Origin of the sequence: Streptomyces sp. NPDC050619, from assembly GCF_040654815.1 — a bacterium.
GTDB lineage: Bacteria > Actinomycetota > Actinomycetes > Streptomycetales > Streptomycetaceae > Streptomyces.
In genome coordinates, this window is the sequence record NZ_JBFAIR010000008.1 from 18,053 (window position 1) to 43,354 (window position 25,302).

29 protein-coding genes are annotated in these 25,302 nt (G+C 70.8%); 21 read left to right on the forward strand and 8 right to left on the reverse strand.

All coding sequences use genetic code 11. From position 1 onward, the window contains the following. Nucleotides 1-18: 18 nt before the first annotated feature. From AB0I77_RS15235 to AB0I77_RS15255, 5 genes are all read right to left on the reverse strand, one after another. Nucleotides 19-1,395, reverse strand: coding sequence for an ATP-binding protein (locus AB0I77_RS15235; protein ID WP_363283013.1), 1,377 nt, complete (start codon nucleotides 1,393-1,395; stop codon nucleotides 19-21). 39 nt (nucleotides 1,396-1,434) lie between these two features. Beyond that, entirely contained in the window at nucleotides 1,435-2,127 is a 693-nt protein-coding gene (locus tag AB0I77_RS15240) for a hypothetical protein (RefSeq protein ID WP_363283014.1), read from the reverse strand. Next, nucleotides 2,127-2,441, reverse strand: a complete 315-nt coding sequence (locus AB0I77_RS15245) for a DUF6112 family protein (RefSeq protein WP_011031268.1) — start codon at nucleotides 2,439-2,441, stop codon at nucleotides 2,127-2,129. Before AB0I77_RS15245 ends, AB0I77_RS15240 begins: the two co-directional genes overlap by 1 nt. 218 nt (nucleotides 2,442-2,659) lie before the next feature. Continuing rightward, on the reverse strand, nucleotides 2,660-3,025 hold the full coding sequence (locus AB0I77_RS15250; protein ID WP_363283015.1) for a hypothetical protein: 366 nt from the start codon (nucleotides 3,023-3,025) through the stop codon (nucleotides 2,660-2,662). 172 nt (nucleotides 3,026-3,197) lie between these two features. Next, nucleotides 3,198-4,328: a C40 family peptidase gene (locus AB0I77_RS15255; RefSeq protein ID WP_363283016.1), complete on the reverse strand. Its 1,131-nt coding sequence runs from the start codon at nucleotides 4,326-4,328 to the stop codon at nucleotides 3,198-3,200. 57 nt (nucleotides 4,329-4,385) lie between these two features. On the opposite strand from AB0I77_RS15255, the gene AB0I77_RS15260 reads away from it, so the two are divergent. The 21 genes from AB0I77_RS15260 (at nucleotide 4,386) to AB0I77_RS15360 (ending at nucleotide 19,702) form a co-directional block, all read left to right on the forward strand. Next, nucleotides 4,386-4,523, forward strand: coding sequence for a hypothetical protein (locus AB0I77_RS15260; RefSeq protein ID WP_363283017.1), 138 nt, complete (start codon nucleotides 4,386-4,388; stop codon nucleotides 4,521-4,523). A 317-nt stretch (nucleotides 4,524-4,840) separates the two neighbouring features. Continuing rightward, the gene (locus AB0I77_RS15265) at nucleotides 4,841-5,596 is read left to right on the forward strand and encodes a site-specific DNA-methyltransferase (protein WP_363283018.1); all 756 of its coding nucleotides are present in this window, start codon (nucleotides 4,841-4,843) and stop codon (nucleotides 5,594-5,596) included. 240 nt (nucleotides 5,597-5,836) lie between these two features. Then, nucleotides 5,837-6,388 (forward strand): DUF4913 domain-containing protein, encoded by a 552-nt coding sequence (locus tag AB0I77_RS15270; RefSeq protein WP_363283254.1) that lies wholly within the window; start codon nucleotides 5,837-5,839, stop codon nucleotides 6,386-6,388. Continuing rightward, nucleotides 6,385-6,870 carry a hypothetical protein gene (locus tag AB0I77_RS15275; RefSeq protein WP_363283019.1) on the forward strand — a complete coding sequence of 162 codons (486 nt, stop codon included), beginning with the start codon at nucleotides 6,385-6,387 and terminating at the stop codon, nucleotides 6,868-6,870. Before AB0I77_RS15270 ends, AB0I77_RS15275 begins: the two co-directional genes overlap by 4 nt. A gap of 18 nt (nucleotides 6,871-6,888) precedes the next feature. Further along, nucleotides 6,889-7,590: a hypothetical protein gene (locus AB0I77_RS15280; RefSeq protein ID WP_363283020.1), complete on the forward strand. Its 702-nt coding sequence runs from the start codon at nucleotides 6,889-6,891 to the stop codon at nucleotides 7,588-7,590. Nucleotides 7,591-7,607: 17 nt separating this feature from the next. Further along, entirely contained in the window at nucleotides 7,608-8,357 is a 750-nt protein-coding gene (locus AB0I77_RS15285; protein WP_363283021.1) for a hypothetical protein, read from the forward strand. A 179-nt stretch (nucleotides 8,358-8,536) separates the two neighbouring features. Next, the gene (locus AB0I77_RS15290) at nucleotides 8,537-8,860 is read left to right on the forward strand and encodes an SH3 domain-containing protein (protein WP_363283255.1); all 324 of its coding nucleotides are present in this window, start codon (nucleotides 8,537-8,539) and stop codon (nucleotides 8,858-8,860) included. A gap of 99 nt (nucleotides 8,861-8,959) precedes the next feature. Beyond that, the gene (locus tag AB0I77_RS15295; RefSeq protein ID WP_363283022.1) at nucleotides 8,960-9,442 is read left to right on the forward strand and encodes a hypothetical protein; all 483 of its coding nucleotides are present in this window, start codon (nucleotides 8,960-8,962) and stop codon (nucleotides 9,440-9,442) included. Continuing rightward, a complete protein-coding gene (locus tag AB0I77_RS15300) occupies nucleotides 9,439-9,882 on the forward strand; it encodes a hypothetical protein (RefSeq protein ID WP_363283023.1) in 444 nt (147 codons plus the stop codon). The genes AB0I77_RS15295 and AB0I77_RS15300 overlap by 4 nt, the downstream gene beginning before the upstream one ends. Nucleotides 9,883-9,892: 10 nt before the next feature. Further along, entirely contained in the window at nucleotides 9,893-10,306 is a 414-nt protein-coding gene (locus AB0I77_RS15305) for a hypothetical protein (RefSeq protein ID WP_363283024.1), read from the forward strand. 41 nt (nucleotides 10,307-10,347) lie between these two features. Continuing rightward, on the forward strand, nucleotides 10,348-11,190 hold the full coding sequence (locus AB0I77_RS15310) for a winged helix-turn-helix transcriptional regulator (protein ID WP_363283025.1): 843 nt from the start codon (nucleotides 10,348-10,350) through the stop codon (nucleotides 11,188-11,190). Continuing rightward, nucleotides 11,187-11,705 (forward strand): regulator, encoded by a 519-nt coding sequence (locus tag AB0I77_RS15315; protein ID WP_363283026.1) that lies wholly within the window; start codon nucleotides 11,187-11,189, stop codon nucleotides 11,703-11,705. The genes AB0I77_RS15310 and AB0I77_RS15315 overlap by 4 nt, the downstream gene beginning before the upstream one ends. Then, the gene (locus tag AB0I77_RS15320) at nucleotides 11,702-12,937 is read left to right on the forward strand and encodes an MFS transporter (RefSeq protein WP_363283027.1); all 1,236 of its coding nucleotides are present in this window, start codon (nucleotides 11,702-11,704) and stop codon (nucleotides 12,935-12,937) included. The genes AB0I77_RS15315 and AB0I77_RS15320 overlap by 4 nt, the downstream gene beginning before the upstream one ends. 32 nt (nucleotides 12,938-12,969) lie before the next feature. After that, nucleotides 12,970-13,272, forward strand: coding sequence for a hypothetical protein (locus AB0I77_RS15325; RefSeq protein ID WP_363283028.1), 303 nt, complete (start codon nucleotides 12,970-12,972; stop codon nucleotides 13,270-13,272). A gap of 55 nt (nucleotides 13,273-13,327) precedes the next feature. Beyond that, on the forward strand, nucleotides 13,328-14,581 hold the full coding sequence (locus AB0I77_RS15330) for an ATP-grasp domain-containing protein (protein WP_363283029.1): 1,254 nt from the start codon (nucleotides 13,328-13,330) through the stop codon (nucleotides 14,579-14,581). Then, nucleotides 14,578-15,741, forward strand: a complete 1,164-nt coding sequence (locus tag AB0I77_RS15335; protein ID WP_363283030.1) for an MFS transporter — start codon at nucleotides 14,578-14,580, stop codon at nucleotides 15,739-15,741. The genes AB0I77_RS15330 and AB0I77_RS15335 overlap by 4 nt, the downstream gene beginning before the upstream one ends. Next, on the forward strand, nucleotides 15,738-16,394 hold the full coding sequence (locus AB0I77_RS15340) for an HAD family phosphatase (protein ID WP_363283032.1): 657 nt from the start codon (nucleotides 15,738-15,740) through the stop codon (nucleotides 16,392-16,394). Before AB0I77_RS15335 ends, AB0I77_RS15340 begins: the two co-directional genes overlap by 4 nt. Nucleotides 16,395-16,440: 46 nt before the next feature. Further along, nucleotides 16,441-17,301: a DUF317 domain-containing protein gene (locus AB0I77_RS15345; RefSeq protein WP_363283033.1), complete on the forward strand. Its 861-nt coding sequence runs from the start codon at nucleotides 16,441-16,443 to the stop codon at nucleotides 17,299-17,301. Nucleotides 17,302-17,330: 29 nt separating this feature from the next. Further along, nucleotides 17,331-17,819 (forward strand): hypothetical protein, encoded by a 489-nt coding sequence (locus AB0I77_RS15350; RefSeq protein ID WP_363283034.1) that lies wholly within the window; start codon nucleotides 17,331-17,333, stop codon nucleotides 17,817-17,819. A gap of 59 nt (nucleotides 17,820-17,878) precedes the next feature. Beyond that, a complete protein-coding gene (locus AB0I77_RS15355) occupies nucleotides 17,879-18,664 on the forward strand; it encodes a DUF317 domain-containing protein (protein WP_363283035.1) in 786 nt (261 codons plus the stop codon). Between the two features lie 33 nt (nucleotides 18,665-18,697). After that, entirely contained in the window at nucleotides 18,698-19,702 is a 1,005-nt protein-coding gene (locus AB0I77_RS15360; RefSeq protein WP_363283036.1) for a SpaA isopeptide-forming pilin-related protein, read from the forward strand. A 186-nt stretch (nucleotides 19,703-19,888) separates the two neighbouring features. Here the strand turns inward: AB0I77_RS15360 and AB0I77_RS15365 are convergent, their stop codons facing one another. Genes AB0I77_RS15365 through AB0I77_RS15375 form a run of 3 tightly spaced genes read right to left on the reverse strand, consistent with a single transcriptional unit; the run spans nucleotide 19,889 to nucleotide 25,218 of the window. Further along, nucleotides 19,889-23,017, reverse strand: a complete 3,129-nt coding sequence (locus AB0I77_RS15365; protein ID WP_363283037.1) for an error-prone DNA polymerase — start codon at nucleotides 23,015-23,017, stop codon at nucleotides 19,889-19,891. A gap of 13 nt (nucleotides 23,018-23,030) precedes the next feature. Beyond that, the gene (locus tag AB0I77_RS15370) at nucleotides 23,031-24,551 is read right to left on the reverse strand and encodes a DNA polymerase Y family protein (RefSeq protein WP_363283038.1); all 1,521 of its coding nucleotides are present in this window, start codon (nucleotides 24,549-24,551) and stop codon (nucleotides 23,031-23,033) included. 7 nt (nucleotides 24,552-24,558) lie between these two features. Then, nucleotides 24,559-25,218 carry a hypothetical protein gene (locus AB0I77_RS15375; protein WP_363283039.1) on the reverse strand — a complete coding sequence of 220 codons (660 nt, stop codon included), beginning with the start codon at nucleotides 25,216-25,218 and terminating at the stop codon, nucleotides 24,559-24,561. Between the last annotated feature and the right edge of the window lie 84 nt (nucleotides 25,219-25,302).

The window sequence follows — 25,302 nt, forward strand, 5'->3', positions numbered from 1 at the left end:
CGGTAGGCGGGCAGGGGATCAGAGGCCGGTCGGAGGCGGCGGCGGTGAGGCCGACCCGCTCGACGTGGCGTTGTGTGAGCCGGAGGACGGGGGTGCGCCTTGCGGCGGCGGAGTCGTGGTCGGCGGAGCGGACTGCCATCCGCCGCCCTGGCCGGACGCGGCATGCGCGCCAGATCCGTCTGGCTCCGGGCTGCCGCCCACCTGGCTGCTGGTGTCGTCGGACACGCTCGTCGGCGCGGGCTGGACGGCCTTCTCCAGACCGGACTTGACGGCATCGGCACCGGGCGAGACGCCCGTTCCGCCGCTTTGTGAACCTTCGTTGCCCTCTGCGCCTCCGCCGGTCGGGTTGGCGGCGACGTCGCCGGGGAAGCCGCCCCCGCTGGCGTCGGGGCCTTGCGGCGCGGCGCCTGCTCCGGCGGCAGCGCCACCGGTTCCGGCGGTAGCTGCAGCTGCGGCGGCCTTGCGGGCGGCCTTTTCGGCATGCGCCTTGGCGATCTGCGCTCCGGCGCCGCCGGCGCGGTGGACGGACTCGCCGTCGGTGCCGTCGGCTGCCCAGTGGACGAACTTGAAGACGGCGTACGGGCAGAGCAACACCAAGACCATGATCACGATGCCGGACATGACGTCGGCCAGAGCGGCGATGCCGTCCTTGGCCTCGGTTTTGCCCATGGCGGCGATCCCGAGCACGAAGATCACGGTCATCAGCAGCTTGGAGACCACGAGGGTGGCGGTGGCTTCGATCCAGCCCTTGCGCCAGCGCCGGGCGACCTCCCAGCCGCCGCCGGCGCTGGCGAAGATCGCCAGGGTGACCATGACGAGGATGCCGACCTTGCGGACCATCATCACGCACCAGTAGAGGAAGGCGCCGATGGCTGCGCCGAGGCCGGCGACGACTGGCACGAGCCAGCCCAGGCCGGACAGGCCGCCGATCTGGTTGACCTTCACGATGCGGCGCACGGCCGACTCGATGTCCAGGTGCGCGGTCTTGAACAGGCCGTCGCTGACGGCGTCGACCACTTCGACGGCGACTGTGGTGAAGGCGATGGCACAGAAGGCGAACAGGACGCCGCTCATGGTGCCGGTGAACGCCTGTGTCAGTGCTTGTCCGTCGCGCCGGATGGCTGCCCGGACCAACTGCGCGCAGAACGTCGCGACCAGCAGGACCAGGCCCAGTGGCAGCAACATCTCGTAGTTGTCGACGAACCATCCGGCGTTCAGGTCCACCTTCGTGGTGGTGTTGACGGCCTCGGCGGCCAAATCGGCTGCGGCGGCTGCCAGTTCACCGGCGGACTTCGCCATCCAGTCACCGATGGCCTTGCCGGGGTCCGAGGCGAAATCCACCGCGTCGCCGACGGTGCACAGCTTGTCTGCCAAGGGAAAATCACAGAAACCCACGAGGAGTTACTCCTCCTTCTTTCTTGTCTCAGGCGCGGGTCACTGCGTGACGCTCGGTGCGATCGCGGCCAGGGTGCAGTCGTGGTTCGGGCGGCACTGCACAGCGAGGGTCACTGCCCTCTCCTCGGCTCCGCCGCCGCCCTTCTTCCAGCTGAGCGTCTGCTTGCCGTTGACGGTGACGACGTAGATGTACGCCTCGGTGATCGCGGACGGATTGTCGGCCAGGGCCGCCTTGAACGCGGAGGGGTAGTGGCCCTCGGTGACGCTGGCGGTGGCGTGCTGGTCCTGGTCGGCCATCCGCGACCACAGCACCGGATCGGGAACCTGGCCGGAGACCGAGGCCCAGTCGGCGTACTTGGTCTCGGTGGTCATCCAGGCGCGCATGTCGGCGAGCTGCTGGTCGCGGCTGGTGTCGCGGGTGTCGTAGGACCACAGCATCCGGGCCGCCGCCTTGGCGTAGGCGACCGGGTCGGCGATCTGCGGGGGCTTGGGCACTGACCCGGATCCGGAGGACGGCTTCGGAGCGGCCTCGGTGGAGGACGGGCTGTCAGCCGGGGCAGGCGGGGCAGCGTCCGGGGCCTGGTGGCTGTTCCCGCCGCCGATCAGCAGGGCGACGATCCCGGCGATGGTGAGCAGGACGGCGACTACGCAGGTGACGATCGCGATGCGCCGGTTGGCTGACCAGCCCGTTCCGTACGAGGACAGCGAAAAGGAGGGGGATCGTTTCCGCATCAATGGACCTGCGACCCCAGGCCGGAGAAGAAGGCCACGATTCCGTTCGCGGCACCCAGACCGAGGGCAGCGCCGGCGGCCACGACCGCGCCTTTCTTACCGTTGGCTTCGGCCTGGTGACCACCGGTGTGGTGCCCCCAGGCCCATACGCCGAGCGAGACGGCGAGGGCACCGACGACGGCGATGATCCCGAACATGTTGATGCTGTTGACGACGTTCTTCAGCACACTCAGCCCGGGCAATCCGCCGCCCTTGGGTGAGATTCCTGGGTCGTAGGCAAGCTGGATGACGCGGTCTGCGAGAGGGACGGACATAGGTGTGGCAGGGCTCCTTGCATACGCGGGCCAGGCGAGGGCCGACGGGGAGGGGGGAAAGCGGAGGGGGAGGTGCGCTCGGGGCGCGGAAGTGGCCGCGGCGGCGCCCCGCCCGGAGCGGCGTCGGGTGAAGGCGGGGAGAGGTCACTCCTCGGGCCGGGGCGCGGCTTCGAAGCCGCTCTTTCGGCTCGGGGCCGGGGAGGGCTGCCGGGGGCGTTCTACTTCGGGATCGACGGCTTCGGCGCCGGGTTCGACTCGTACGGGTTGGCGCAGTCGTAGATCATGTATCCGCGGATCTTCTTGCCGTCGGACTTCCGGGTCACCGTGCCGCGGGTGTACCAGGTCTTCTCTGCGCGCTTGTACGCGAACTGGTCATAGCCGACCTTGTCGTGCCGGTAGGCGATGCCCACGACGGTGGACTTCTTCGAAGGACCCTTGCGGACCTTGACCGCCTTGCACGAGATCGTCGTGTGGCCGGTGTCGTACGCCTGGGCTGTGGAGGCGCTGGCGAGGCCGCCGGCCGCAACTGCGAGGCCGATCGAGCTGGCCGCGAGGGCGCGCCGGACGCGGGCGTGGATTGTCACGTGGATGCTCCGGGGTGTTCGGGATAGGGAGTGGGCCGTCGGCTCGTCCTGCTGGGCGGCCGTCGGGCGAAGCGATTGAGGGAGATGGAGAGTTGGCCACCGAGCCCAGCTATCGGGCACCACCGGCGAGGTCCTGGTGACGGCGGCTCGCGGGCCTGCGGGCTGACCGGGGTCAGATGACGCGGCGAGCGGCGAGGATCGTCCAGTCCTTGATCGGGGTGATCCGGACCGGCTTGGTGGTGCGCGGCGCCTCGATCACGAGGCCCTCGCCCATGTACATGCCGACGTGCTCGGGCCGTGCGGCGGTGCCCCGGCTGAAAATCAGGTCACCGGGCTCAAGTTGGGAGGGCGAGACCGCCTTGCCCTCGTTGACCTGCGTGTACGTGGTGCGGGTGAGCGTGACGTCGGCATGCGCGTACGCCTGCTGCATCAGGCTGGAGCAGTCGCAGCGGCCCATGGGGTCAGGACCATGCGAGTTCGTGCAGGAGCCGCCCCACTGGTAGAGCGTGCCGAGCTGGTGCATCGCCCACTCGATGGCCTTGCGCGCCTTCGGATCGGCGTCCTTGGGGATCGCGTAGCCCTTCGGGACGCTCCCCTCGGGGATGCGGCCGAAGCCCGAACCGTCCTGGCCCGGCACGCAGCCGGTCGTGCCGGTCGACGGCTTCTTGCCCTGGTCCGCATCCTTGCCGTCCGCGTCGCCGCCGCCGGGGAAGGTCTTGGCGATGGCGTCCTGCAGCGCGGTGGCCAGGTTCTCCCACTGCGCGTACGCGTCGGGGTAGCCGGACTTCTGCACGGCTTGGGCGGCCTGGGTGACGGTCATCTGCTGCCAGCCGCTCACCTTGAGCAAGTGCTTGTAGAACTGCTCGCTTGCGTAGACCGGGTCGCGGATCTGCTGGGCGCTGCCCCAGCCCTGGGAGGGACGCTGCTGGAACAGGCCGAGGGAGTCGCGGTCGCCGTAGTTGAGGTTGCGCAGCCGGCTTTCCTGCATCGCCGTGGCGAGCGCGACGATCTGTCCCTTCTTGGGGACGGCGAGCGACAGGCCGGCGGCCACGATCGTCGCCGCGTTGGGGACTTGTTCGGCGGGCAGGTCCAGGCCCTCGACGTGGACGTTCTTGCCGGATGCGCCGTCGAGGATCTTGGTGACCTGTTCGGCGACCATTTCGGTGTCGAGGTCGGTCAGGCAGTTGCTGAAGGAGCCGCTGCTCTGCACGGCGTCGGCGGAGGTGGCCAGCATCATGCCGGTGCCGGCGATCAGGATCGGAGAGAGGAAGACGACGCCGATGCCGGCGGCGAGCCACTTCAACCGGAGCGGACCGCTCGCGGGTCAGCGTTTTCGGGCATGGGTGGGTAGCGAGACGTCATGAGCGAGTCCTTCGGGGTGCGGTGTCCGGGCTGCCGCGTGCGCGAGGCGTGCTGGAAGAGCGCGGCGGCCGGGGTGGGCGATCGGGACGGGCCGGTGCGGGCGAGTTGCCGCTCGCTCCGCGTGGCCGGGCCGTGAGCTAGGTGTGCCGGGGCAGAGGGTACCTCCGTGAGGCGTGGCGGGAAGTAGCCAGAGGCGGTGTGCGCCGGGCGGTTCAAAAACAGTAGGCGCGGATCGGCGGTTGACCAAAAAGTTGGCGTGAGGTGCCGGAATCCGGCACCTCAGCAACGCACTTCTTGGTCGTCGGCGGATTAGCCTCTACAGTTTTTGGACTCCCCCTCGCTCTCCTCGGTCTGCGGCCCTGGGCTTCTGCATGCCCACTTCCGGCCCGCGAGGATTCCTGCGCGAGGCGGTTAGTTCCCTCCGCGATTCCGCACCCGAATAGGGGTTCCTCTTTGCCTTTTTCCCTGCACCAGGGCGACGCCCTCAGTGTCCTCGTCGGCCTTCCGGATGACTGCGTCGACTCCGTCATTACCGATCCGCCGTACAACTCCGGCGGCAGGACCGCGAAGGAGCGCACCACCCGCTCCGCGAAGCAGAAGTACACCTCCGCCGACGCCCAGCAAACCCTGCCGGACTTCACCGGCGAGAACATGGACCAGCGCAGCTACGGGTTCTGGCTGACGCAGATCATGACCGAAACCCACCGCCTCACCCGCAGCGGCGGCACCGCGCTGCTGTTCACCGACTGGCGTCAGCTTCCCGTCACGACGGATGCGATCCAGGCGGCCGGCTGGCTGTGGCGTGGAGTGCTGGCCTGGCACAAGCCGCAGGCCAGGCCCCAGCGCGGGAGGTTCACGCAAAACTGCGAGTTCATCGTCTGGGCCAGCAAGGGGCCGATCGACGGCTCCCGGAACCCGGTCTATCTACCGGGCATGTACTCCGCGTCGCAGCCCTCGGGGGCGAAGCGCCAGCACATCACGCAGAAGCCCGTCGAGGTGATGCGCGAGCTGGTCAAGATCAGCCCCGACGGCGGCACGGTGCTCGACTTCTGTGCCGGCTCCGGCTCCACGGGCGTCGCCGCCCTGCTGGAAGGCCGGGACTTCATCGGCGTTGAGAAGACCGAGCACTACGCTTCGATCGCGGCCGACCGGCTCACCGAAACGATCCGCGAGACCCTCACGCAAGACGACGTGATTCTCACCGTCTGAACCGCGAGCGCGCTTCCCGCCAAGGCGACCGGCGCCCAAGTCGGCAACCCGGCGAAGCGGACTTGTAACTCGCTGGCCGCTCCGCATGTCGCCGCTTTCGCCCTTCTCTCAATCCGCGTCTCGTAGGAGGCCAACCTTTTCATGCCCGAATCCACAAAACCATCTGACGATGGGGAGCTGGAGCCGGTACGTATTCCCGATCCGCAGCTGGAGGGAATCGAGGCCAGCGTCCGACGGCTCATGGAGCAGTCGGCGCAACAGGCGCAGCAACTCGACCACCTCGCGTCCGCCCCTGAGCCGAGCGGATCGCCGTTCGCCGCGTTCGGCATGCCGGAGCTCGGCGGGCCGCCTGCCGCCGCTGCGCCGGAGCCCCGCCCGATCCTGGAACTCGACGGGGAGGAAAGGGAAGACGAACTCGACGCCTTGTCGGACTGGGTCGACGACTTCTTCCTCCCGGTCTACGGGTCGGAGATCACCACCGCGGCGCCCTGGTGCCTGCAGTGGCAGGAGCACGACGATGTAGTGGCCTGGCTCCACGCCCTGTGGCTTGCGTACCAGCAGCACAAGGACCCCGAAGCCGGACTCTCCGGCCTGTTCGTGTGGCACCGGGACTTCCTCACCCACGCCGTCGCGGCGATCCGCGCACCGGGCGGGCCGCTGTCGGCCTGCATGACCTCTCCCGACCGGCCCGCACACCGTCTTCTGCCCGGCCCGCCGCCGTCCGTGCGCACGGAGACGGCGGCCACGGCGGAAGCCGCCGGGCCCGCCGCGCCGGACGAGCCGACGTCATGACCGCGGGAGTGGGACAGCCCGCCTTCGGACTGAGCTTCGACCCCCGCGCGCTGACCGATCTCCTCCAGGCCCCCAGCGATATCCGCGACCTCACCCTCGCCTACCTGCAGGAAGTCGTGAACGCGCAGCGCTTCGGGCTACGCCTCGACGGAGACCTGGAGGGTTATCGAAAGCTGTTCGTGGACTCGCGCAAGGACTGGCGCGTCGTCTACGGCGTCCGCCCGGCGCCCGCGGAGTCCGCGCACCCGAAGGAGATCCACGTCGTCGCCATCCGGCCGCGTGCGGGCAACGACGTCTACGACGAGGTCGGCCGCCGCCTGGGGATGACCCGACGGCCGCTGAGCGCCCGCACCCACGCAGCACGCTCCCGCTCCCCGCAGCTGACCACCCGCACTCCCGTGCCCCGGCCCGGTCCGCCGCCCACCGCACTGCCGGGCCTGCCCCGTCCCGCACACAACCCCGCGCACCATCACACCCGCTGAACGCACGGAGCCCCGCCTATGCCCCCTAAACCCGCACCGACGCCAGCCCGGCGTGCGGTCTCCCCGCTCGACCATCACATCGAAGCCGTCACCGGCCACGACATCGACACCCTGTGGGCCTACCGTGACCGCGGCGTCCTCGACGAGCCGCACGCCCACCTGGTCGACCGGCACCGGGAGTTGGCCAAGTCCCAGACCGGCGTCACCTTCTACCTCCGCCTCCTCAACCGCCTTTCCAGCGGCGAGTTCGACGTCGATGACGCCCTGTTCACGCGCATCGGCCGCACCGTGGACCAGCTGGAGGAGGCCACCGACGCGCGGGACGCCGCTGCCCGGAAGGTGCTCGCCGCCCTGGAGCCCATCGATGCCGCCGCAGCGGCGGCCCTGGCGCCCGACGCGAAGCCGCTCTCGACGGACGACCAGGCGGCGCTGCTCGCCATCGCCGGCGGCGCCAAGCTCTACGAACACCTGCTGACCGGCCGGATGTCCGTCACAGCCGCCTCCGGCACCCGCATCCCTCACGCCAAGCTGCAGCGGCTGGAGGACGCCGGCCTGGTCGTCCGGGATACCGGCCACCCCGTGCACGCCGGCCAGCCGGTCTCACTCACCGACGCCGGACGCGCCGCGCTGTTCGCCGCCCGACGGAAGCCCACGACCCAGGCGCCGAAGGTCCCGGCTCGACCCGGCACATCGCCGTCCACCCCGGCGCCGCGCCGCTGAACTCCATCGAAAGGCCCTTGTTGGCTCCCACCGAACCGGCGCCGGCTCGGAAGTCCATCCCCCAAGTCGACTTCAAATTGGACGACTTCGATACCGACGAGGAGATGTACCTCGACTTCTACCGCCAGGTCGCCGTCCGCGAGGACATGCTCCTCCCCCTCGCCGAACACCACACCCCCAACGGCGCGCACAGCTACTACGTCCTCTTCGACCGCACCGCCACCTACGGGCACCCAGGCATGCCGCACTACGTCGCCGTTCACCTGAAGCGGGCCCAGGAGAAGGAGACGTTCGACTTCGAGCAGGCCCTGCTGCCGCTGCCCGCGATGGCGCAGTCCTGGCTCATCCACCGCGGGTGCCCGCACAACGCCCTCGGCCTCAACGCCGAGCTGGGCCCACCGCCGGCGGATGAGGCGACTCGTGCGCTGGAGCGACGCCTCGCGGGCGACGGCGACCACTACGCCATGGGCTACTCCTACACCTGCGACGACCCGGACGACATGGTCACCGTCGTGGCACTGCGCGCCCTGGACGAGCGAGCCCCCAGCCCGCTCCGCGTCGTGGTCGAGGAGGTCGACACCGACGCGTGGACGCACACCTTGCGCGAGGGCGGCTTCGACACGGTGGGCGAGGCCCTGCAGTGGTGCGACGACCGGCTTACCGGAGAGGCCGGTCCTCTCCCACCGGTCCGCCCGGCAACCGCAGCCAGCCGCCCGGCCGGTGTGCCGAAGGCCCCTGTTCCGCGCCCGCCCGGCCGCTCGCGCTGAGCGCCAAGGCCGACGCGGGCGGCGGAACATAGCCGACGATCGCCGGTTAGCCAAACCGGCGATTCTCCGGACTCTTATACAGCCGCCGGGACAACTCCCGCAGCCCCTTCCACGCAATCCCTATGCCCTCACGGAGGTTCTTCCGCATGCGCGCCACCCGAATCGCCATATCCGCGGCGATGCTCGGAGCAATCGCTCTGCCGATGCTGTCCACTACGCCCGCGAGTGCGGCCCCCGCCGCTTCCGCGTCGACGGCCACGAGCATTGTTACGCCCTGCCCGGACCTCCCGCCGCTGCCGTACAAGGTCCACGCGTCGGCAGTGACCATCCGGTCCAAGGCCACCACGAAGTCCGCCGCGCTCGGCGTGCTCTACAAGAGCCACAAGTTCACCGTCCACAAGAAGAGCGGCAACTGGCTCTACATCACGGACAAGCCGACCGGCGTCAAGGGCTGGGTCTCCGGCACGTACGTCTACCGCGATACCCGTATGTGCCTGGACTGACAGGTATTCAGCAGGTGCCCGCAAGCGGCTGAGCCGCCGGGTACGGCCGCCCCTCACATTCCCCCAGGCACCGGTCTTTCCAGAACAGGAGTTTCTCTTTTGTCCGACGGCATATCCGATGACGCCGAGGATGTCGTGGGCGTGCTCACCGAACGGATCGAAGCGCGCTTCGCCATGGACATGAACCAGTTGAAGGCCGCGGTCGCCGCCGCGCCGACCGCGAACCCTGACGCCACCGACGTCGTCAAGTGGCACGGCCTTCTCATCCAGGCCCAGTTGGTGCTCGACCGCGCGGAGGACGACCTCCTCGCCGCGCTGGAAACCCAGCCCAGCGAGGTCGACGACCCGACGATGGGCCTCGCCCACCGCGTGAACGCGGCCGTCACCGCACGCGACGGCCGGGCCATGGTCGTGCGGTGGCTCCTCGACCCGGACGCTCCGGGCAAGAAGGACCTCGCCGCCGAACGGCTCGCCCGCCTTCGCCCCCGAACCGGGCCTGCGGTGCAGAGCAGCGCTCCCCACCGCCCCGCGGGTACACCCGCGCCGGCGTCGGCGTGGCGGTCGGGAAGGCCCGTCCGTTGAGGCGGGTCAAGGCCAGCACCATGGACGGCGTCCTGCAGAAGGTCTTCGGGAACCCGATTCCGGAGCTGTACGAGGCGGCTGTCGGCCACGATGCCTCTCCCGCCCTCGCCCGTGCCCTGGAACTGCGCTCCTTCCTGGCTCTGACCGAGGAGCAGGTCGCCCGCGTCCGTGACCGTGTGCACGCGGACATGGATCCGGACCGCGACATGGGCGAGTTGTCGGCGGACAAGCTCCGCTTCGACGCGCAGTGGCTGGAGGCGGCGTTGGACGCCCGCGACGGCTACCGCGCAGCCCTCGGCGAGCTGCTGTGCACCATGCCTCCGCCCGACCAGCGGGCCCGCCCCGTCCGCACAGCACAACTCAGGGCCACCGCCACCCTGCCCCCGTCCACCGCCCCGGCACCCCAGCGTGCCGGGGCGGCCCGGGCCCGCCGACCGTGAAAGCCCCCGCTTGTCCCACCTCACGTCCACCGAGATAGCCGGACGGATCGAGGACCTGTACGGCGCACCGCTCGCCGACCTCGAAGCCCACGCCCAGGACCAGCCGCCCGGCATGCTCTCCGCCCTGCTCGGCATGCACGACGACCTCGCCCTCGCCGAGCGCAGCATCGACTTCCACCGCGACCACCTCGCCCGGCTCATCCATCCCGAGCGGCAGATCGGCCGGCACGAGGTCTCCCACCTCCTCGACGGTGCACGCCGGCTCGCCGAGGCCGTCGCAGTCCGCGACGTCCAGGCCAAGTCGGTCGCCGCCGTTTTGCAGAGCCTGGCCCACGTCCCGGCCCCAGCGCCGTCCCCGCCGACTCCCTCGCTGCCCGTTCCGGCTCCGCCTCTTCCGGCCCAGAGCACGGCGCACAGCCGCTGACCCGCAGGCGATCCCCCTTCATTCACCCAGGAGTTCCTCCCTTGGCCATCACCGCTCTGCCCCCTGACACCGACGCCGACATCGCCCGGGTCACCGAGGCCCTCGCCATGATCACCCCGCGCTGGAACGTCCGGATCCTGCTGGCACTCTCCGGCCCGCCCGTGCGTTACACCGAGCTGGCGGCCAAGGTGTCCTGGCTGCAGAGCGGCCAGCTCCACCCCAAGCTCAAGTCGCTGTGCGACGCCGGTCTTGTCGAGCGCACCGAACACACCGCGCGGCACGTGACCTACGGCCACACCGAGCGTGGCGTGGCCCTGCTGCCGGTCCTGCCGATGATCGTCACCTGGGCCGAGGAACATCTGGAGAAGGCGGACCGTCCGCTGCCCGCGATCGAGCAGATCGAGGACAGCCTCACCCTGCTCACCCGGCGGCACGCCGCCGCCATCCTGTGGGTGCTCAAGTCCCGCGAGGAGGTCAGCGGGCGGGCCCTGGCACGGATCGTGATGCCCAGCAGCGACTGGACCAACGTGTACCCGCCGCTGCGGCAGCTCGTGGCCGACGGCCTGGTCGACACCGTGGGCATCGGCCGGCCCTACCGGTTGTCCGCGGCGGGCGACGGCCTGGGCCCCGTTCTCGGTGCCCTGTCCGCGTGGTCCGCTGGGCAGCCCCTCAACCAGGCTGCCCAGCACCCGGTCTGGGGGCACCCGCAGGCGAAGCCCGCGCCGAGGCCGTGGGTCAGCAGCCCGTCCCGGCCGGCCCCCGCGGCGCTTCCACCCGCTCGGGCAGCCGGGTCCTCTCCGGCGTGGCACAACCGCGATCTCTTCTCCCACGCCACGGCCGCCCGCCCGAAGGCGGCCATCCCGGTGGGAGGTCCGCGCCGATGACTACCTTTTTCACCTCTGCCGAAGTACGCAACGCTGTCGAGCTGCTGGCCTCGCGCTCCTTGATCCGCCTGGTCACCGAGATCGACGACAACGGGGCGATACCGCCGCGACGGCTGTCCGGTACCCTCCCCGACCTCTCCTCGCACCAACTGCGTCGCACTACTGAGACGGCCCGTGCCCACGGTCTCGTCCGGGTCGTGCCCGGCGCCGGTTTGGAACTCACCGAGTCGGGTTCGGAGTTGGCCGACCTGTACGACGCGGCTGCGCGCTGGGCCCGACGCCACGCCTACCCGGCACCGGTCTGCGAGTTCAGCAGTCGCATCCGCCACGTCCTGGACCTCCTGGCGCCCTCGCTCGCCACCGAGCGCGCCGACAGCCTCCTGCGGCCGTCTGCCGCGCGGCTGCCCAGCGACGAGGCCGAGGCGGACCTTGCCCGTCCCCGCGCTCTGTTGATCCAGTGGCTGGCCGGTAATCCGCAGGTCACCGGGGTGTCCGAGTCCGAGCCGGTCGCGTGAGCGTAGCGGTCACACCCCGGCATGTACGCCACACCGCCGGGCTGATGCGCAGCATCTACCTGCCGCGCACGGCGGACGCTCTCGCGTTCGCGATGTCCACCTACGGCATCCCGCTGCTGGTCCTGGCCACCACGCGCTCCGCCGCGCTGACGGGCGCCGCGTTCACCCTGGAATGGATCCCGCGTCTGGCAGCCTTCGGATGGGCCGGATCGATCGTCGACCGGCGCGGGGCAGCCGTCGTCTTCCACCTCGCCTCCCTGGGGCGCGCGCTGGCTCTCGCCGCCGGCGCGGTCCTGCTCCACCTCCACCCGTCCGGCAGCGTGGCGAGCGCAACGGTGATGGTGCTTGCGGCTACGACCGGCGTGCTCACGGAGTTCAGTTACATCGCGGCCGAGACGGCGGGCGCTGCCGCCGGCCGCCGAGCAGGGGCGCGGGCCCACCGCGTCCAGGCCGTCCTGCTCGGCATCGACCAGACCTCGACCCTGGCCGGCCCGGCGCTCGCAGGGGTACTCCTGCTCGCCGGGCCGCCGCCGATGCTCGCGGTGATCACCGTGCTCTCGCTTCTTGCCGCGCTGCTCGCCCTGCGTACACCCCCCTCGCCCGTCGCCCCGGCCCGCGCGCCGAAGGGGCAGTCCGGCGCCGGACTCCTTACCGGGTGGCGCACCATCCGCTCGCTTCCCGCGCTCGGCTGGCTGGTGACCGGGCTGACCCTGTCCAACCTGGCCACCGGGCTCCTTCAAGCGGCTGGTCCGGTGATCGTTGTTACGCACTTCGGGCAGTCCACCACTGCCGTCGGCCTGGTCTGGTCCGCCGCCGCGGCGGCCACCCTCTTGGCCGTCACCATCTGCCGGTTCGCGCTCGACCGCCTGGGCCTGTGGCCGGTCGGCGCCGCCTGCGCGGCCCTCGCCTCGCTCGCCTGTCTCGCCGCCGCCCAGGCCCCCGACTACCTGTCCTACCTGGTCCTGGTCGCGGTCCTCATGGCGGCGGACGGCGGCATGACGGTCGTCCTGCGCACCCTGCGCTCCCGCCTGATCCCCCTGGAGAAGTTCGGCAGCACCCTGTCGGCGACCATCCTCATCCTCCTGCTGCCCTTCCCCGTCGCCGGCGTGCTCACCGCGCTCACCCCGCCCGATGCTCTGGGCCACGTCATCACCGCGTGCGCCGCCCTGCAGGCCCTCGGCCTGTTCTGCGCCTTCGCCCGCCTGCGCACCGATCCCGCCCTGCGCACCTGACCCTGCTGCGTCCCCAGCCTGTGGAGAACCTCATGCCCACCGCCGTCCTCGGGACGAACCGCGCGAGCGGTCGCACCATCACCGAGCAGTTCCACGCCTTCGACGCGCGCAACCCGCACGTCTACCGCGCTCTGGAATGCATGGCCGCCCGCCGCCTGGCCGACGGCGCCACACGGGTCAGCTTGAAGGACCTCTTCGAAGACCTGCGCTGCCAACTCCCTTACGGCGTCGGCGGGCTGAACAACAACTTCACCGCCCTCTACGCCCGCCGCCTGATCGACTTCCACCCCCACTGGGCCGGCGTGTTCGAGCTGCGCCGCCGCCGAGCCGCCTGAGACACCCCCTTTCTCTTCCCTCGTCCTGCCGCCTACCGACTCGGAGAACCCCTTCTTGTCCGCTCGCCCCCTCGTACTCGTCGTCTCCCCGGGCGATGAGGCGGATCGCGGCTACTGCCTTGAGCAAGTCGCCGCCGCATACGACATCGTCCTGCTGACCGGCGCCGAGCCATCGTGGGAGAAGCCGCACATCGTCGACCACGCCGTCGCCGATCTGAACGACACCACTGCACTCCTCTCCGCCGGCCGGGCTCTGGCGGAACGACACGACCTTGCCGGCGTCGTCACCTGGGACGAATGGAACCTCATCCCCACCGCCCGCCTCGCCCGCGCGCTCGGTCTGGCCGCGAACTCCGTCGAGGTGATGCGGGCCTGCCGCAACAAGGCCACCGCCCGCACGCTGTTCGCCCGCCACGGGGTGCCGTCGGCCGCGTCGATGAAGGCCCGGACCCTACGGGAGGCCGAACTGGCGACGAGGACCCTCGGCTTCCCCGCCGTCATCAAGCCCGCCGCTGCGGCCGGCAGCATCGGCGTGATCCGCATCGACCGGCCCGAAGAGCTGCCCGCAGCCTTCGAGTTCGCCTCTGTCGGCGCAAGCCGGAGCCGCGAGGACACGGGCGTCCTGGTTGAGGAGTATCTCGACGGCCCCGAGGTCTCCGTTGAATGTGTCACCCACCGTGGCTCCACCACCGCCGTCGCCGTGACCCGCAAACGCCTGGGCCCCGCACCCTACTTCGACGAGACCGGGCACACCGTCGACGCCGCCGATCCGCTCGTGGCAAAGGTCGCACCGACCGCCGCTGCTGCCATCAAGGCCCTGGGAATCACCGACGGCGTGCAGCACGTCGAGATACGCCTGGTCGGCGGCCGGCCCCGGCTGATCGAGGTCAACGCACGCCTGGGCGGCGACATGATCGGACACCTCGTCCACCTGGCCACCGGCGTCGACCTCGCCCGGGCCGCCGGCGACATCGCCTGCGGACGTACCCCCGACCTGACGCCCACCCGCCACGAGGCCGCGGCGATCCGCTTCATCTACCCCGCCTACTCCGGCACCCTCACCGCACGCCGTGTCACGAAGCCCACCGGGGGAGTGGAGCGCGTGCGCTTCCAGCGACAGACCGGCGAGCAGCTCGTACTGCCACAGGACGGCGGCGATCTGTACACCGCCCGTATCGGCTTTCTGATCACCACCGGGCTGACCGCCGCCGTCGCCGAAGCTCGCGCCCAGGAGGTGTACCGCAACCTCGACGTCCAGGTTGCCCCCCTCCCGCTGGCGGCTCTGACTACCGGGGAGCATGCCGCGTGAGGCAGATCGCGGCGCCCGAGCTGGTGCGCAGCCGTCGCCTGCTGATCGGGTACTTCGCCGGCCTGGGTGTGGTGATGGCCGTCTGGGGCGCGCGCATGCCCGCAGTTCAGAACGCCGCCGAGGTGAGTACCGCTGGGCTTGCCCTGGTCTTGCTGGCCGCCGCCTTCGGCATGGTCGGCGGACTCCAGGCGGGCGGACGCCTCGCCCGGCCGGCCCGTCTGCCCGTGCTGCTGACCGGCGGTGCCGTTGCCCTCGCCGCCTGTCTTGCCGTCCTCGGGTTCTGCCGCAGTCTGGAGAGCCTCCTGGCGGCGGCGTTCGTCTTCGGCGTCGCGCACGGCGTCCTTGACGTCGCGGCCAATGCCGCGGCGGTCCGCTGCCAGGACGCCCACGGCCACCCCATCATGGGTCGGCTGCACGCGAGTTACAGCCTCGGCGCACTCCTCGGTGCCGCGCTGGCCGCGGCCACCGCTCACACCTCACACGCCGTTCTGTTTGCCGCGGTGGCAGCTTGCGCCGCTGCGGCGGCAGGCGCGACCACGCGGCTCACCCGCACCGTCGCCAGCCCTGCACTCGAGCCCATCCACCACGGTGCTGCACTGGGCTCGAACGGGCAGAGGGGGTTGTCCCGGCGCCGATTGTGGCTGCTGGGGGCGCTTGCTGCTGCCACGCTGCTGGGTGAAGGAGCGGCTGCCGACTGGGCGGCTGTCCACCTGCATGATCTCGGCGCGACGGCCGCGACCAGTGCTGCGGCGTACGGCTTCTACAGCGCCGCCATGGCCGCAGGCCGTCTCGCCGGAGACCGGCTCACCGCCCGCTTCGGCGCTCTCGCCGTCGTCCGCACTGGTGCCGCGCTGGCCGCGCTCGGCTTCGCCACCGGACTGGCCGGCTCCACCATCGCCTTCGCCCTGCTCGGCTGGACGGCCCTCGGCCTAGGGCTGTCCGTCACGATCCCCAGCCTGATCACCGCCGCCGGCATCGGCGGTCCCCGCGCGGTCGCCACCGTCGCGGTCACCGGCTACGTCGGCCTGCTCGCTGGCCCCGCCCTGATCGGTGCCCTCGCCACCGTCACTGCTCTGCCGATTGCACTGCTGCTGCCCGCCCTCCTCGCTGGCGCAGTCGTCGCCCTCGCCCCCAAAGCCATGGAGAAACTCACCCCTTGACCCGCACATCCGCCTCCCCGAGCGGCGTGGACGCCGTGATCCTCGACTACAACGGGGTTCCGGGCCTGCAACCCAGCACCCCGATGTGGACCCGTCTCGCCGACCTCGCCGAGTGGCCCGACCGGCATCTCCCCTCTTTCCAAGACGCCTTCTGGGCTCCCCGCAACACCTACGACGCAGGGGAACTGAGCGATCTGGCCTACTGGGCCAAGGTGCTCGGACACCACCCCGGCCCGCGGTGGCTGCGCACCCTGCGCGATGCCGACACCGCCATGTGGACCCGCACCGACCCGCGCGTCCTCGACATCCTGTACCGCGCCCGGGCCGCAAGACGGTTGCCGATGGTGCTGCTCTCCAACGCCCCGCACTTTCTGAGCGACGTCCTGGACGCCACCGACTGGCGGCGCGAGCTGATGGACGACGCCCTGTACTCCGCCCGCATGGGCCGGTGCAAGCCCGACCCGGCCGCGTACGAACACGCCCTGGCCGCCACCGGCATCACCGACCCAGCACGTGTGCTGTTCGTCGACGACCGCGAAGACAACTGCCGGGCCGCCGCCGAACTGGGCCTGCGCACCCTGCACTACACCGGCCAACCCACAGAGCTGGAAGAGCAGTTGCTGCCCGCCCCGGCCAACAACCTCTGCGCCTGACACTCATGCCGCGCCACCCACCACCGCCCCGACCCCCTGGACCTTCGTGCCCGACACCAAAGAGATCGACGGCGACGTCTACATCTCCCCGCGCCATCTCGCCTCCACCACCGGGACCGGCGACCCCGCTCTCGCCCCGCTGCTCGACCTCGGCTGGGACCTCCGGTACGACGAGGACTCCAACGTGTACCTGAGCGCTCCCGACCGGCGCGTTCGCCTGGGCTACCTGCCCGAGGGCGAGGACGACGGGCTGTGGCGTATCAACGCCTACAAGGACTCGTTCGGCCCGCCGGCGTGGGGCGTCTGTTTCAACGACCGCGTCCCCACCGAGTTCGTCCAGGCGTTCACCACCGTCCTCGCCACGGCGTACGAGCAGGGTCCGGACACCTACCTCGCCCGGCCCGTCTCCGGTACCGACGAGCACGACCCCTTCCTCGCCGTCGTCCCGCTCCTGAAACAGGGCTGGGAGATCGACCGTCCGCGCTGGGGCGTCTTCGCGGTCCAGTCCCCGGACGGACACGCCGGCCTGGAGTTCACCATCGGCGACCTCGATCCGGAAGCCGAACTGACAACGCGGGACGCCCGCTGGCAGCTGTGGGCCGGGAACTCCATCGAACGACCTGTCTGGTACGCGACAGCCAGCACCGACACGCCCGTCGCCCTGCTCACCGCCGTCACTGAGTGCGTCGCCGATCCGGCGCCGCTGCCGCGGTGGCGCGAGGCGACCTTCAGCTACATCAAGGGCATGGCCCAGCTCACCCCGATCCTTCCGCCCGGACCGCCGGCCCCCACCCCGCTCGACGTGCAGCGGGCCGTAGCGTCCCGCCGCCCGGCCGCGCTCTCCGCGGCCAGCGTTCCGCGCTGGAGCACCACCAGCCGACCGGCCCTGCCCGGTCCACGCCGGTAGGACCAGCCCGACCTCTACCGGAGCCCCTCTTGTCCCTGCAGGCCCCTGAGTTCTTCGCAGAGCTGTGCCTCCCCTTCCACGACCACGCCGTCGTGGGCAACACGTACTTGGCCGTTCCCGTCCCCGGCGCACCGCTGCGGCTGCGGCTCGATTTCACCCGCACCATCCACGCGGACACCTACGGCGGGTTGCGTGCGGCGATCGTCCACCCGGAACGCGGCGAGATCGACGCAGTCGCGCTGAGCTTCGTGGATCACGGAACCTTCCACCGCCGCGACGAAGCCACCAACACCGGGCCGAACACCAAGCAGTACGGCACCTTTGACAAGTACCACCGCCCCGGTCGGCCCCCGTGGGACGGGGCCGTCACCACCGGGCTGCGCGACGCCATCGAGCAGTACACCGCCATCTGGTTCCTCGGCGCCTGGACCGCGTCCATGCCGAGCCGCGCCACGGGCCGGACCGCCCACACGTCTCCCGCCATGCCGGCCGCCCGCAGCGGCGCCCGCGCCCGCTGAGCCGCGCCCACACCACCAGCGCCGGCGTCCCGCACTCTCCAGCAGGAGCCCTGCCCGTGATGACCCACCCCTTTGAAAACCTCGACCCCGCCCACACCGTGCAGGTCCTTCCCCGCCACCTTGCCGGGCCCGGCGCCGTTGACCCTCGCAGCGCTTGGGCCTTCCCCTTCGACGAGGGCTGGCCGTTCGCCCAGACCGACGACGGCACGGCCGCCGCTTTCAGCCCGTGCCTGCGACTGCAGACCACCTACGACCCCCAGCCCGACCAGCCCGGCAAGGGCACGTGGACCATCAGCGCGCACCGGGCCCCGTTCACCCCGCCGGCCTGGCGGATCAGCTTCGACGCCACCACCCCTGTCGAGCTGCTGCACGACGTCCACACCGAACTGCTCGACCTCTACCTCGAAGACCGGCACAGCGACCAGGACCGGCTGTTCCAGGACGAGATGGCGCCGCACGAGGCGTACGTACCGCTGCTCACCCGCGGCTGGAGCCACGACGTCAAGACCGACGGCACACAGACCTTCCTCACCCCGGAAGGACTCGGCGGCGTACGCCACCGGTACGCCATCAGCGGCTCCAGCGGGCCGGCCTGGCGGGCCTGGGGCGGATACCCCATCGAGCCGCACTGGACGGCACGCTTCTCCTTTGGGACACCCACCGCGCTCGTCGCGGCCTTCACCGCCTCGCTGATCTCCACCGAGCCACTGCACCGCGCTGCGAAGGACGTCCCCGTCCGCACCCGCCGCGCCCTCTACGTCGCCACCACGACAGCCAAGCAGTCGCACGGCAACACAGCTGTTGCCCCGCCGCCTCCCGCCCCGGCCTCTGGCCGAACCCGATGACCTTCCCCCCTGACTCAAGGAGTTCTCCTCCTCGTGCACGCACGTTTCGTCCGATCCGTCGCCGTCGCCGTCGCCGTCGCCGTCGCGGTGACCGGCACCCTCACCTGGGCGCCGGCCGCGAGCGCCCAGCCCTCCGAACCGACCCCCTCGGCGTCCGCTGCCCCGGCCGAGACACCGGCCCCGGACGCGGGCAGCGTCGAGATCACCACCAAGGACACGGCCGGGGACGCGCTGCCCGGCGCCGCGTTCCTGCTGCTCGACTCCGCCGGCCAAGAAGCCGGACGCGGGAAGGCCGACGCACAGGGGAAGCTGACCTTCCCCGACCTCGCGCCGGGCGTCTACCGGCTCAAGGAGACGGCCTCCGGCAGCCCGATCCACGAGGTCGTCGCCGACCAGGACGTCATCGTCACCCCTGGTACCGACACCCCGCTGACCATCATCAACCCGTTCAAACCCGCCTCAGTCCTGCTGAAGGCCAAGGACGACAAGACCGGCAAGCTGCTGGCCGGATCCACGGTCAACATCGGTAGCGGCGCCAAGACCATCCTGACGCTGACCACCGGCTCCGACGGCACGGCCAGCGGCAAGCTGCCCCTCAACTCCCGCACCGGCAGCGACTTCTGGGTCAAACAGGTGAAGGCACCCCCTGGCTACGAGATCCACACGTCCGTGAAGGCATTCAAGGCCAAGCCGGGCGATCCCGTGCCCGTAACCGTCACCAATGCCAAGACCGTCACCACCCCGCCGCCCACGGAGAAGCCGACCGCCAAGCCAAGCAACCGGCCGACCCCGGACCAGCCCGGCAAGGATGAGGACAACCCGGCGCCGTCCGCCTCGGGTACCCCGACCTCCGACGAGACCGCGTCGAGCACCGCGGCCCCCGCCCCCGCCGGTTCCCTCGCGCACACCGGCGCCGACGCCACCCCGTGGCTGATCGGCGGCGCCGGAGTCCTGATCGCTGCCGGCGGAGGCGCCCTCTTCGCGGCCCGTCGCCGACGCGCGGACAACGCCACCGACGACGGCTCCACCACGAGCTGACCTCACCCGCTTCACTCCGCGAAGCCCCCGGAATCGGATCGTTCGATTCCGGGGGCTTTGTCGTGGGCGCTTACGTGGGGCCAGCTGATGGAGGCGCTCAAGGCCGCGCCATCGCCCCGGCCGGCCGTACCGCCGATAGCCGCCGTGGCCGTAAAGGCTCGTAGAGGCTTCGCTTCCCGCGGATCGTCACCTGAATCGCCCCGGCTGATGGGCCCGAGCCGGGCCCGCGAGTGCGTGCGCGCGGTGCACGATCATGTTGACCGAGCCGCGGTCTCGCTCGATGTGCCCCTCCAGCAGCACCGCAGGGGCGCCGAGGACCGTCTCGCGCGTACGTTCCCAGACCGGGGGAGAGAAGACCAGGTTGATCATGCCGGTCTCATCCTCCAGGGCGCCGAACGCCACCCCCTTCGCCGTCGGGGGCCGTTGGATGTACTTGGCCAGTCCGCCGACCTGCACCCGGGTCTGGTCGGCCAGGTCACGGGCCTCGCGCGCAGGCTGCGCCCCGTGCGAGGCCAGCAGAGCACGCAGGTGCTGCGCCGGGTGGGCGGTGGCGCTGGCGCCAGAGGCATAGAGGTCGGCGGCAGTGGCCTCGGCCGCGGTCATGACCGGCAACTCCGGCGCGGGCGCCAGGTCGTCCAACCCCGGAAGGACGTCCTGGATCTCGCCCGTGTAGGCGCCGGCCGACCACAGGGCGGTGCGCCGGTCCACGCCGAGGCCATCGAACGCTCCGGCGGTGGCCAGCTGCTCCATCAGCTTCGCCGACAGCCGCGTGCGGCGGGCGACGTCGGCCACCGAGGGGAACGCCACGGTGCCGCGCGCCGTCAGGATCCGCTCGGCGATCTCCTCGCTGACCCCCGTCACGGAGGTCAGTCCGCGCCGGATCGCCGGCCGCCGCTCCGGCTGATCGGCGTGAGGCTCGAGCGTGGCGTGCACACCGGAGCACTGCATGTCGACACCCCGGACCTCGATGCCGTGCTGCTTGGCATCCTGGATGAGGGTCTGGGAGTCGTAGAACCCCATCGGGAGATGCGCCATGATCCCCGCAAGCATGGCATGCGGAAAGTGGTACTTCACCCAGGCGCTGGCATAAATGATGCCCGCCATCGACTGGGCATGAGACTGCGGGAATCCATAATCCGAAAACGCTTCTATCATGCCCACAATGCGCTCGGCGGCGGCTTGATTGATGCCCTTGGTGGCCATTCCGGCAAGCAGTCGTCCGCGCAGCTGTGCCACCTTTTCGGGAGAGTGCTTGGCGGCCATCGCCTTTCGGAGACGGTCTGCCTCGCCCGGGGTGAAATCCGCACAGTCGATGGCCAGGGCCATGGCCTGCTCTTGCCACAAAGCGACCCCGAGGGTTCTGGAAAGCGCTGGTTCGGCGAGCGGATGCGGATAGGTGACGGGCTCCAGTCCGGCCCGCCGCCGCAAATACGGATGTTTTGATCCGGCCTGAATAGGGCCCGGCCTGATGATTGAGGCGGCCACCGCGAGGTCCTCGAAACACCGTGGCTGAAGCTGCGGCAGGGTCGAGACCTGCGCCCTTGACTCGGCCTGGAACACGCCTATGGTCTGACCTGCGGCAATCATGGCGTACACGTCCGGGTCGTCCTGTGGAATCGTGGCCATGTCCAGGCTGATTCCGTGGTGTTCGGCAATGAGGTCGCATGCGGTGTGCAAGGCGGCCAGCATGCCCAATCCCAGGATGTCAATTTTCAGAAGGTGGGCGGCGGCCACATCGTCTTTGTCGCCTTGCAGTACCGAGCGGCCTTCGCGGGTGGCCCATTCGACCGGCATGATTTCCCCGATGGGCTGGCGGGTCAGCACCATCCCCCCGACGTGGATACCCAAATGCCGTGGCAGGGTGTGCAGTTGTCCTGCGAGGGAGCGCACGTCGTCGGGGATGTCGGCCTCTGGCCCGGGTGGCTCGTGGTGAATATGGCGGGTCATCTCATTGATCCGTGCCATGGGATAACCGAGGGCGCGTGCTGAATCCCGTACACTCAGGCGGGGTTGGTAGGTGATGAGGTTCGCCACCTGTGCGCAGTGCGACCGGCCGTATTTGGCATACAGGTACTGGATCACCTCCTCCCGGCGGTCGTTCTCGAAATCGATGTCGATGTCCGGGTCGGTCTTTTCGGCGTGCAGAAATCTCTCAAAGAGCAGGCCGTGCTTGAGTGCGTCGACGGAGGTGATGCCCAGCGCGTAGCAGACCACCGAGGAGGCGGCGCTGCCGCGCCCCTGGCACCAGATCCCCTGCTCGGCCGCGTACCGCGTGATGTCCCAGCAGATCAAGAAGTAGCCCTGCATGCCCATGTCGTTGATCACGGACAGTTCGTAGTCGAGCTGTTTCCATGCCGCCCCGGCTGCCGGGTCGGTGCGCGGCCCGTAGCGGCGGGCGCAGCCTTCTTCCGCGAGGTGGCGCAGATAGCTGCCGGGGGTGTGCCCGGCGGGCACCTCGAAGTGAGGCAGCTGCGGGCGCAGTCTGCTCAGGTCGATGACGCTGCCGCGGGCGAGGTCGACGGCGGACGCGACGGCCTGCGGGTAGCGGGCCATGAGGATGCGCATCTCCTCGGCGTTGCGCAGATGCGCCGTCGGGGCCGGCGGCAGCTCCCCGATCGCGGTGTCGAGGTTCTCGCGGCGGTGCAGCGCGGTCAGCGCCGCCGCCAGCCGCGCAGAACGCGGGGCCGCGTACCGCACCGCGTTCGTGGCCACCACCGGCAGACGCCATCGCTGCGCCGCCGCGTGCACGGCGGCGTTGCGCGGGCCGTCTTCGGGCAGCCGGTGATCGACGAGTTCGGCGTACAGGTGGGTGCGGCCGAACAGGTCCACCAACCGGTCCGTCCGGGCATGGATGGCGGCGGTGTCGTACGCGGCCTCGCCGATGACGGGGCAGCCGGTGAGGATCGCCCACTGGCCCTCGTGCGCGGCAGCCGAGAGGGCGTGGAGGTCGTAGAGCGGGGCGCCCTTGGCACCGGCCAACTGCCCGGCGCTGATCGCCGCAGACAGCCGAGTAAAGCCCAGCAGGCTGCGGGCGATCACCACGATCGACCCGAGGCCCTGGTCCAAGGTGAGCTCGGCGCCGTAGATGGTGCCGATGCCGTACGCGCCCGCGGCCTCCGCCAGACGTCTCGCGCCGTACAGCCCGTTGGTGTCGGTGATCGCCAGGGCCTCGATACCGAGGCGGACGGCCTCGGCGACCAACTCCTCCACGTGGTTGGCGCCGAAGAGGAACGAGCCGGCGGAGTGCACATGCAACTCCGCCCAGCCGCCGCCCACAGGCGTCGGCGCGGCGCGCCTGCCGGGGAAGTACAGCACCTCCCCGCGAGGGTCAGCCATAGAGCGCCTCCACCGCCCACCGGCCGTCCTGGATGTGCAGCAGCCAGGCGCGGCCGTCCGCGCAGGCGATCTGCAGGCGCGCAAGGCGGCGGGCCTGCGCGGGGATCCACCAGTCCTCCAGCACCGGCCACGGTCCGGTCCACCCGGTCACCGCCACCGGCGCGGCGCCGTCGATGGACAGCGCGGCAGGGGCCTGGGTGAGCAGGGCGCGTCCGCTCACCCCGACCGTGCCACCATCTGCCCCGATCACCTGGGCAGGGCGCGCGGTGGGGTAGACGACGGCCGGGTGCGGGGCCGGCAGCCGCCCCGGCCACGTCCCCTCCACCAACGGGCGTGAGCGCGCATCGCCGTACGGGATGTCCACAATCCGCTCGCCCGGCCCGCGGCCTCCGGCGAGTTCCTGACGTACCACCGCGCGGTGTCCGAGCATCGCCTGCAGTTGCCCCGCGGCGTGCTCCAGTTCTTCCGGTGCGATCCGAGTCCCGAACAACAGCGACTGCCTGCCGGTCGCCGCCGACAGTCCTTCGGGGACCAGTCGCAGTGTGGTGATCCCCGCCGCAGAGGCGTCGAGCTGCCCGGTCTCGGCCCAGGCGGCGATCTGCCAGCGCACTCGCTCGGCGACCGCCAGCGCCGAGAGCCGACCCTCGTGCCGCCACAGCCGCGACAGGCGCAGCCCGGACGTGAGGCCCACTTCGACCTGCAGCCTGGCACACACCGCACCGGCCCGCGCGAGACGGGCGTGAAGCTGTTCGGCGAGGGCTTTGGCAATGAACGTGACCGGCTCGAGATTGTCCTCGGGCGGCTCGAACGCTTCGGCCACGCTGTAGTCACTGTCCGCCCCGGATGTGTTGAGCGGCCGGGCCTCCTGGCCGCGGGCGGTGCGTTGTGCCGCGGCGCCGTCGTGTCCGAACCGGGCCAGCACCCGTTCACTCGGCAGTGCCGCGAACGCCCCCAAGGTGGTGATGCCCAGGCGGGGCAGCAGCTGCGACAGCCGCGGGCAGCCCAGCACCCCCACCGGATACGGGGCCAGAAAGTGCGCGGTCTGCCCGGCCGGTACCAGGTGGCCGACCTGCCCGGCGCGTACCGCCAGGGCGGCGGCGAACACGGTGTCCGCCGCTCCGGTACGTGCTTCGATCCCGGCGTCGGTGAGCACGGTGGTGATGCGCTCCACCAGGGCCGGCTCGCCGCCGAAGTACCGGGCGGGGCCGCGCGAGGGCAGGGCGATCAGGCCGGGGCGCAGGACTTCCATGTGCGGTGCGATCCGTTTCTCCAGCAGGCGCAGCACCGGCTCGAACGCCCGCACCTCCGCTTCGGGGTCCCGGTCGAGCAGCCTGAGGTGGAGGCAGCGTCCGGATGCCTGGCGTACCCGCATCCCCCGCTTCACGCCCTGCCGGCGGGCCTCCTTCGAACAGGCCATCACCCGCTCCCGCGCGATGATCGCCACGGGCTCGTCGTGATCCGCGCCCGCGGCCACCACCGGCCAGTCCATCATCCAGGTCACTAGTGCACGCACTGCTGGCTCACCCCGCGGTGACGGGCCGCAGCGGCACCACATCCGCGTCCGCGGTGGCAGCGGGCTCGGCGATGAGCCGCACCGAGCCGTCCGGCCCGGGCAGCCACACCTCGGCATATCGCGGCTGCGCCGCCGCGCCCCGACCGGTCACCACCAGACGGGTACGGCGACCGGCGAGCAGACCAAAGCCGTCTCCGAGCCCATCCCAGCGGGCCTCGGCCACCCGCAACCGCAGCTGCGCCTCCGGCCAGTCCTGCCAGGTCAGCAACGTCGTGCCGGAGCGCCGCAAGCGGGCCGCAATACGACGGCTCGTACGCAAGGCCACCTGCCCCACCGGGCCGAGCAAGACCACCGGCGCCGCCTCGCACACCGTCGCCAGCACCTCGGGCCACCGCCGTCCCGGCTCGGGTACAGCCAGCCCGCACGCCAGGTCCAGACCGGCATCCGCCGCAGCCAGCCCGCCGAGCTGCGGCAGACCGACCGCTGCCCAGGCCCCGCCGTTGGCGGCGGCCTCCGCCGCCAACGCGATCAGCAGGGGCAGGTCGCCCCCAGCGCTCACCACCGCGCCGCGGGGCAGCTTCCCGCCTGGGAGCAGGCTGGAGAGCGTGCCGGACCTGGCTCCGGTCGCCTCCGGAGTCCCTCGCTCACCAGGCGAAACGACTTGCATGAACACATGTTCGATTCTCTGTCCGGGAAATGCAAGCGGGTGAGGGCCATGCCACTCCCGCGAGCCTTCACGGCCGACTGCGGT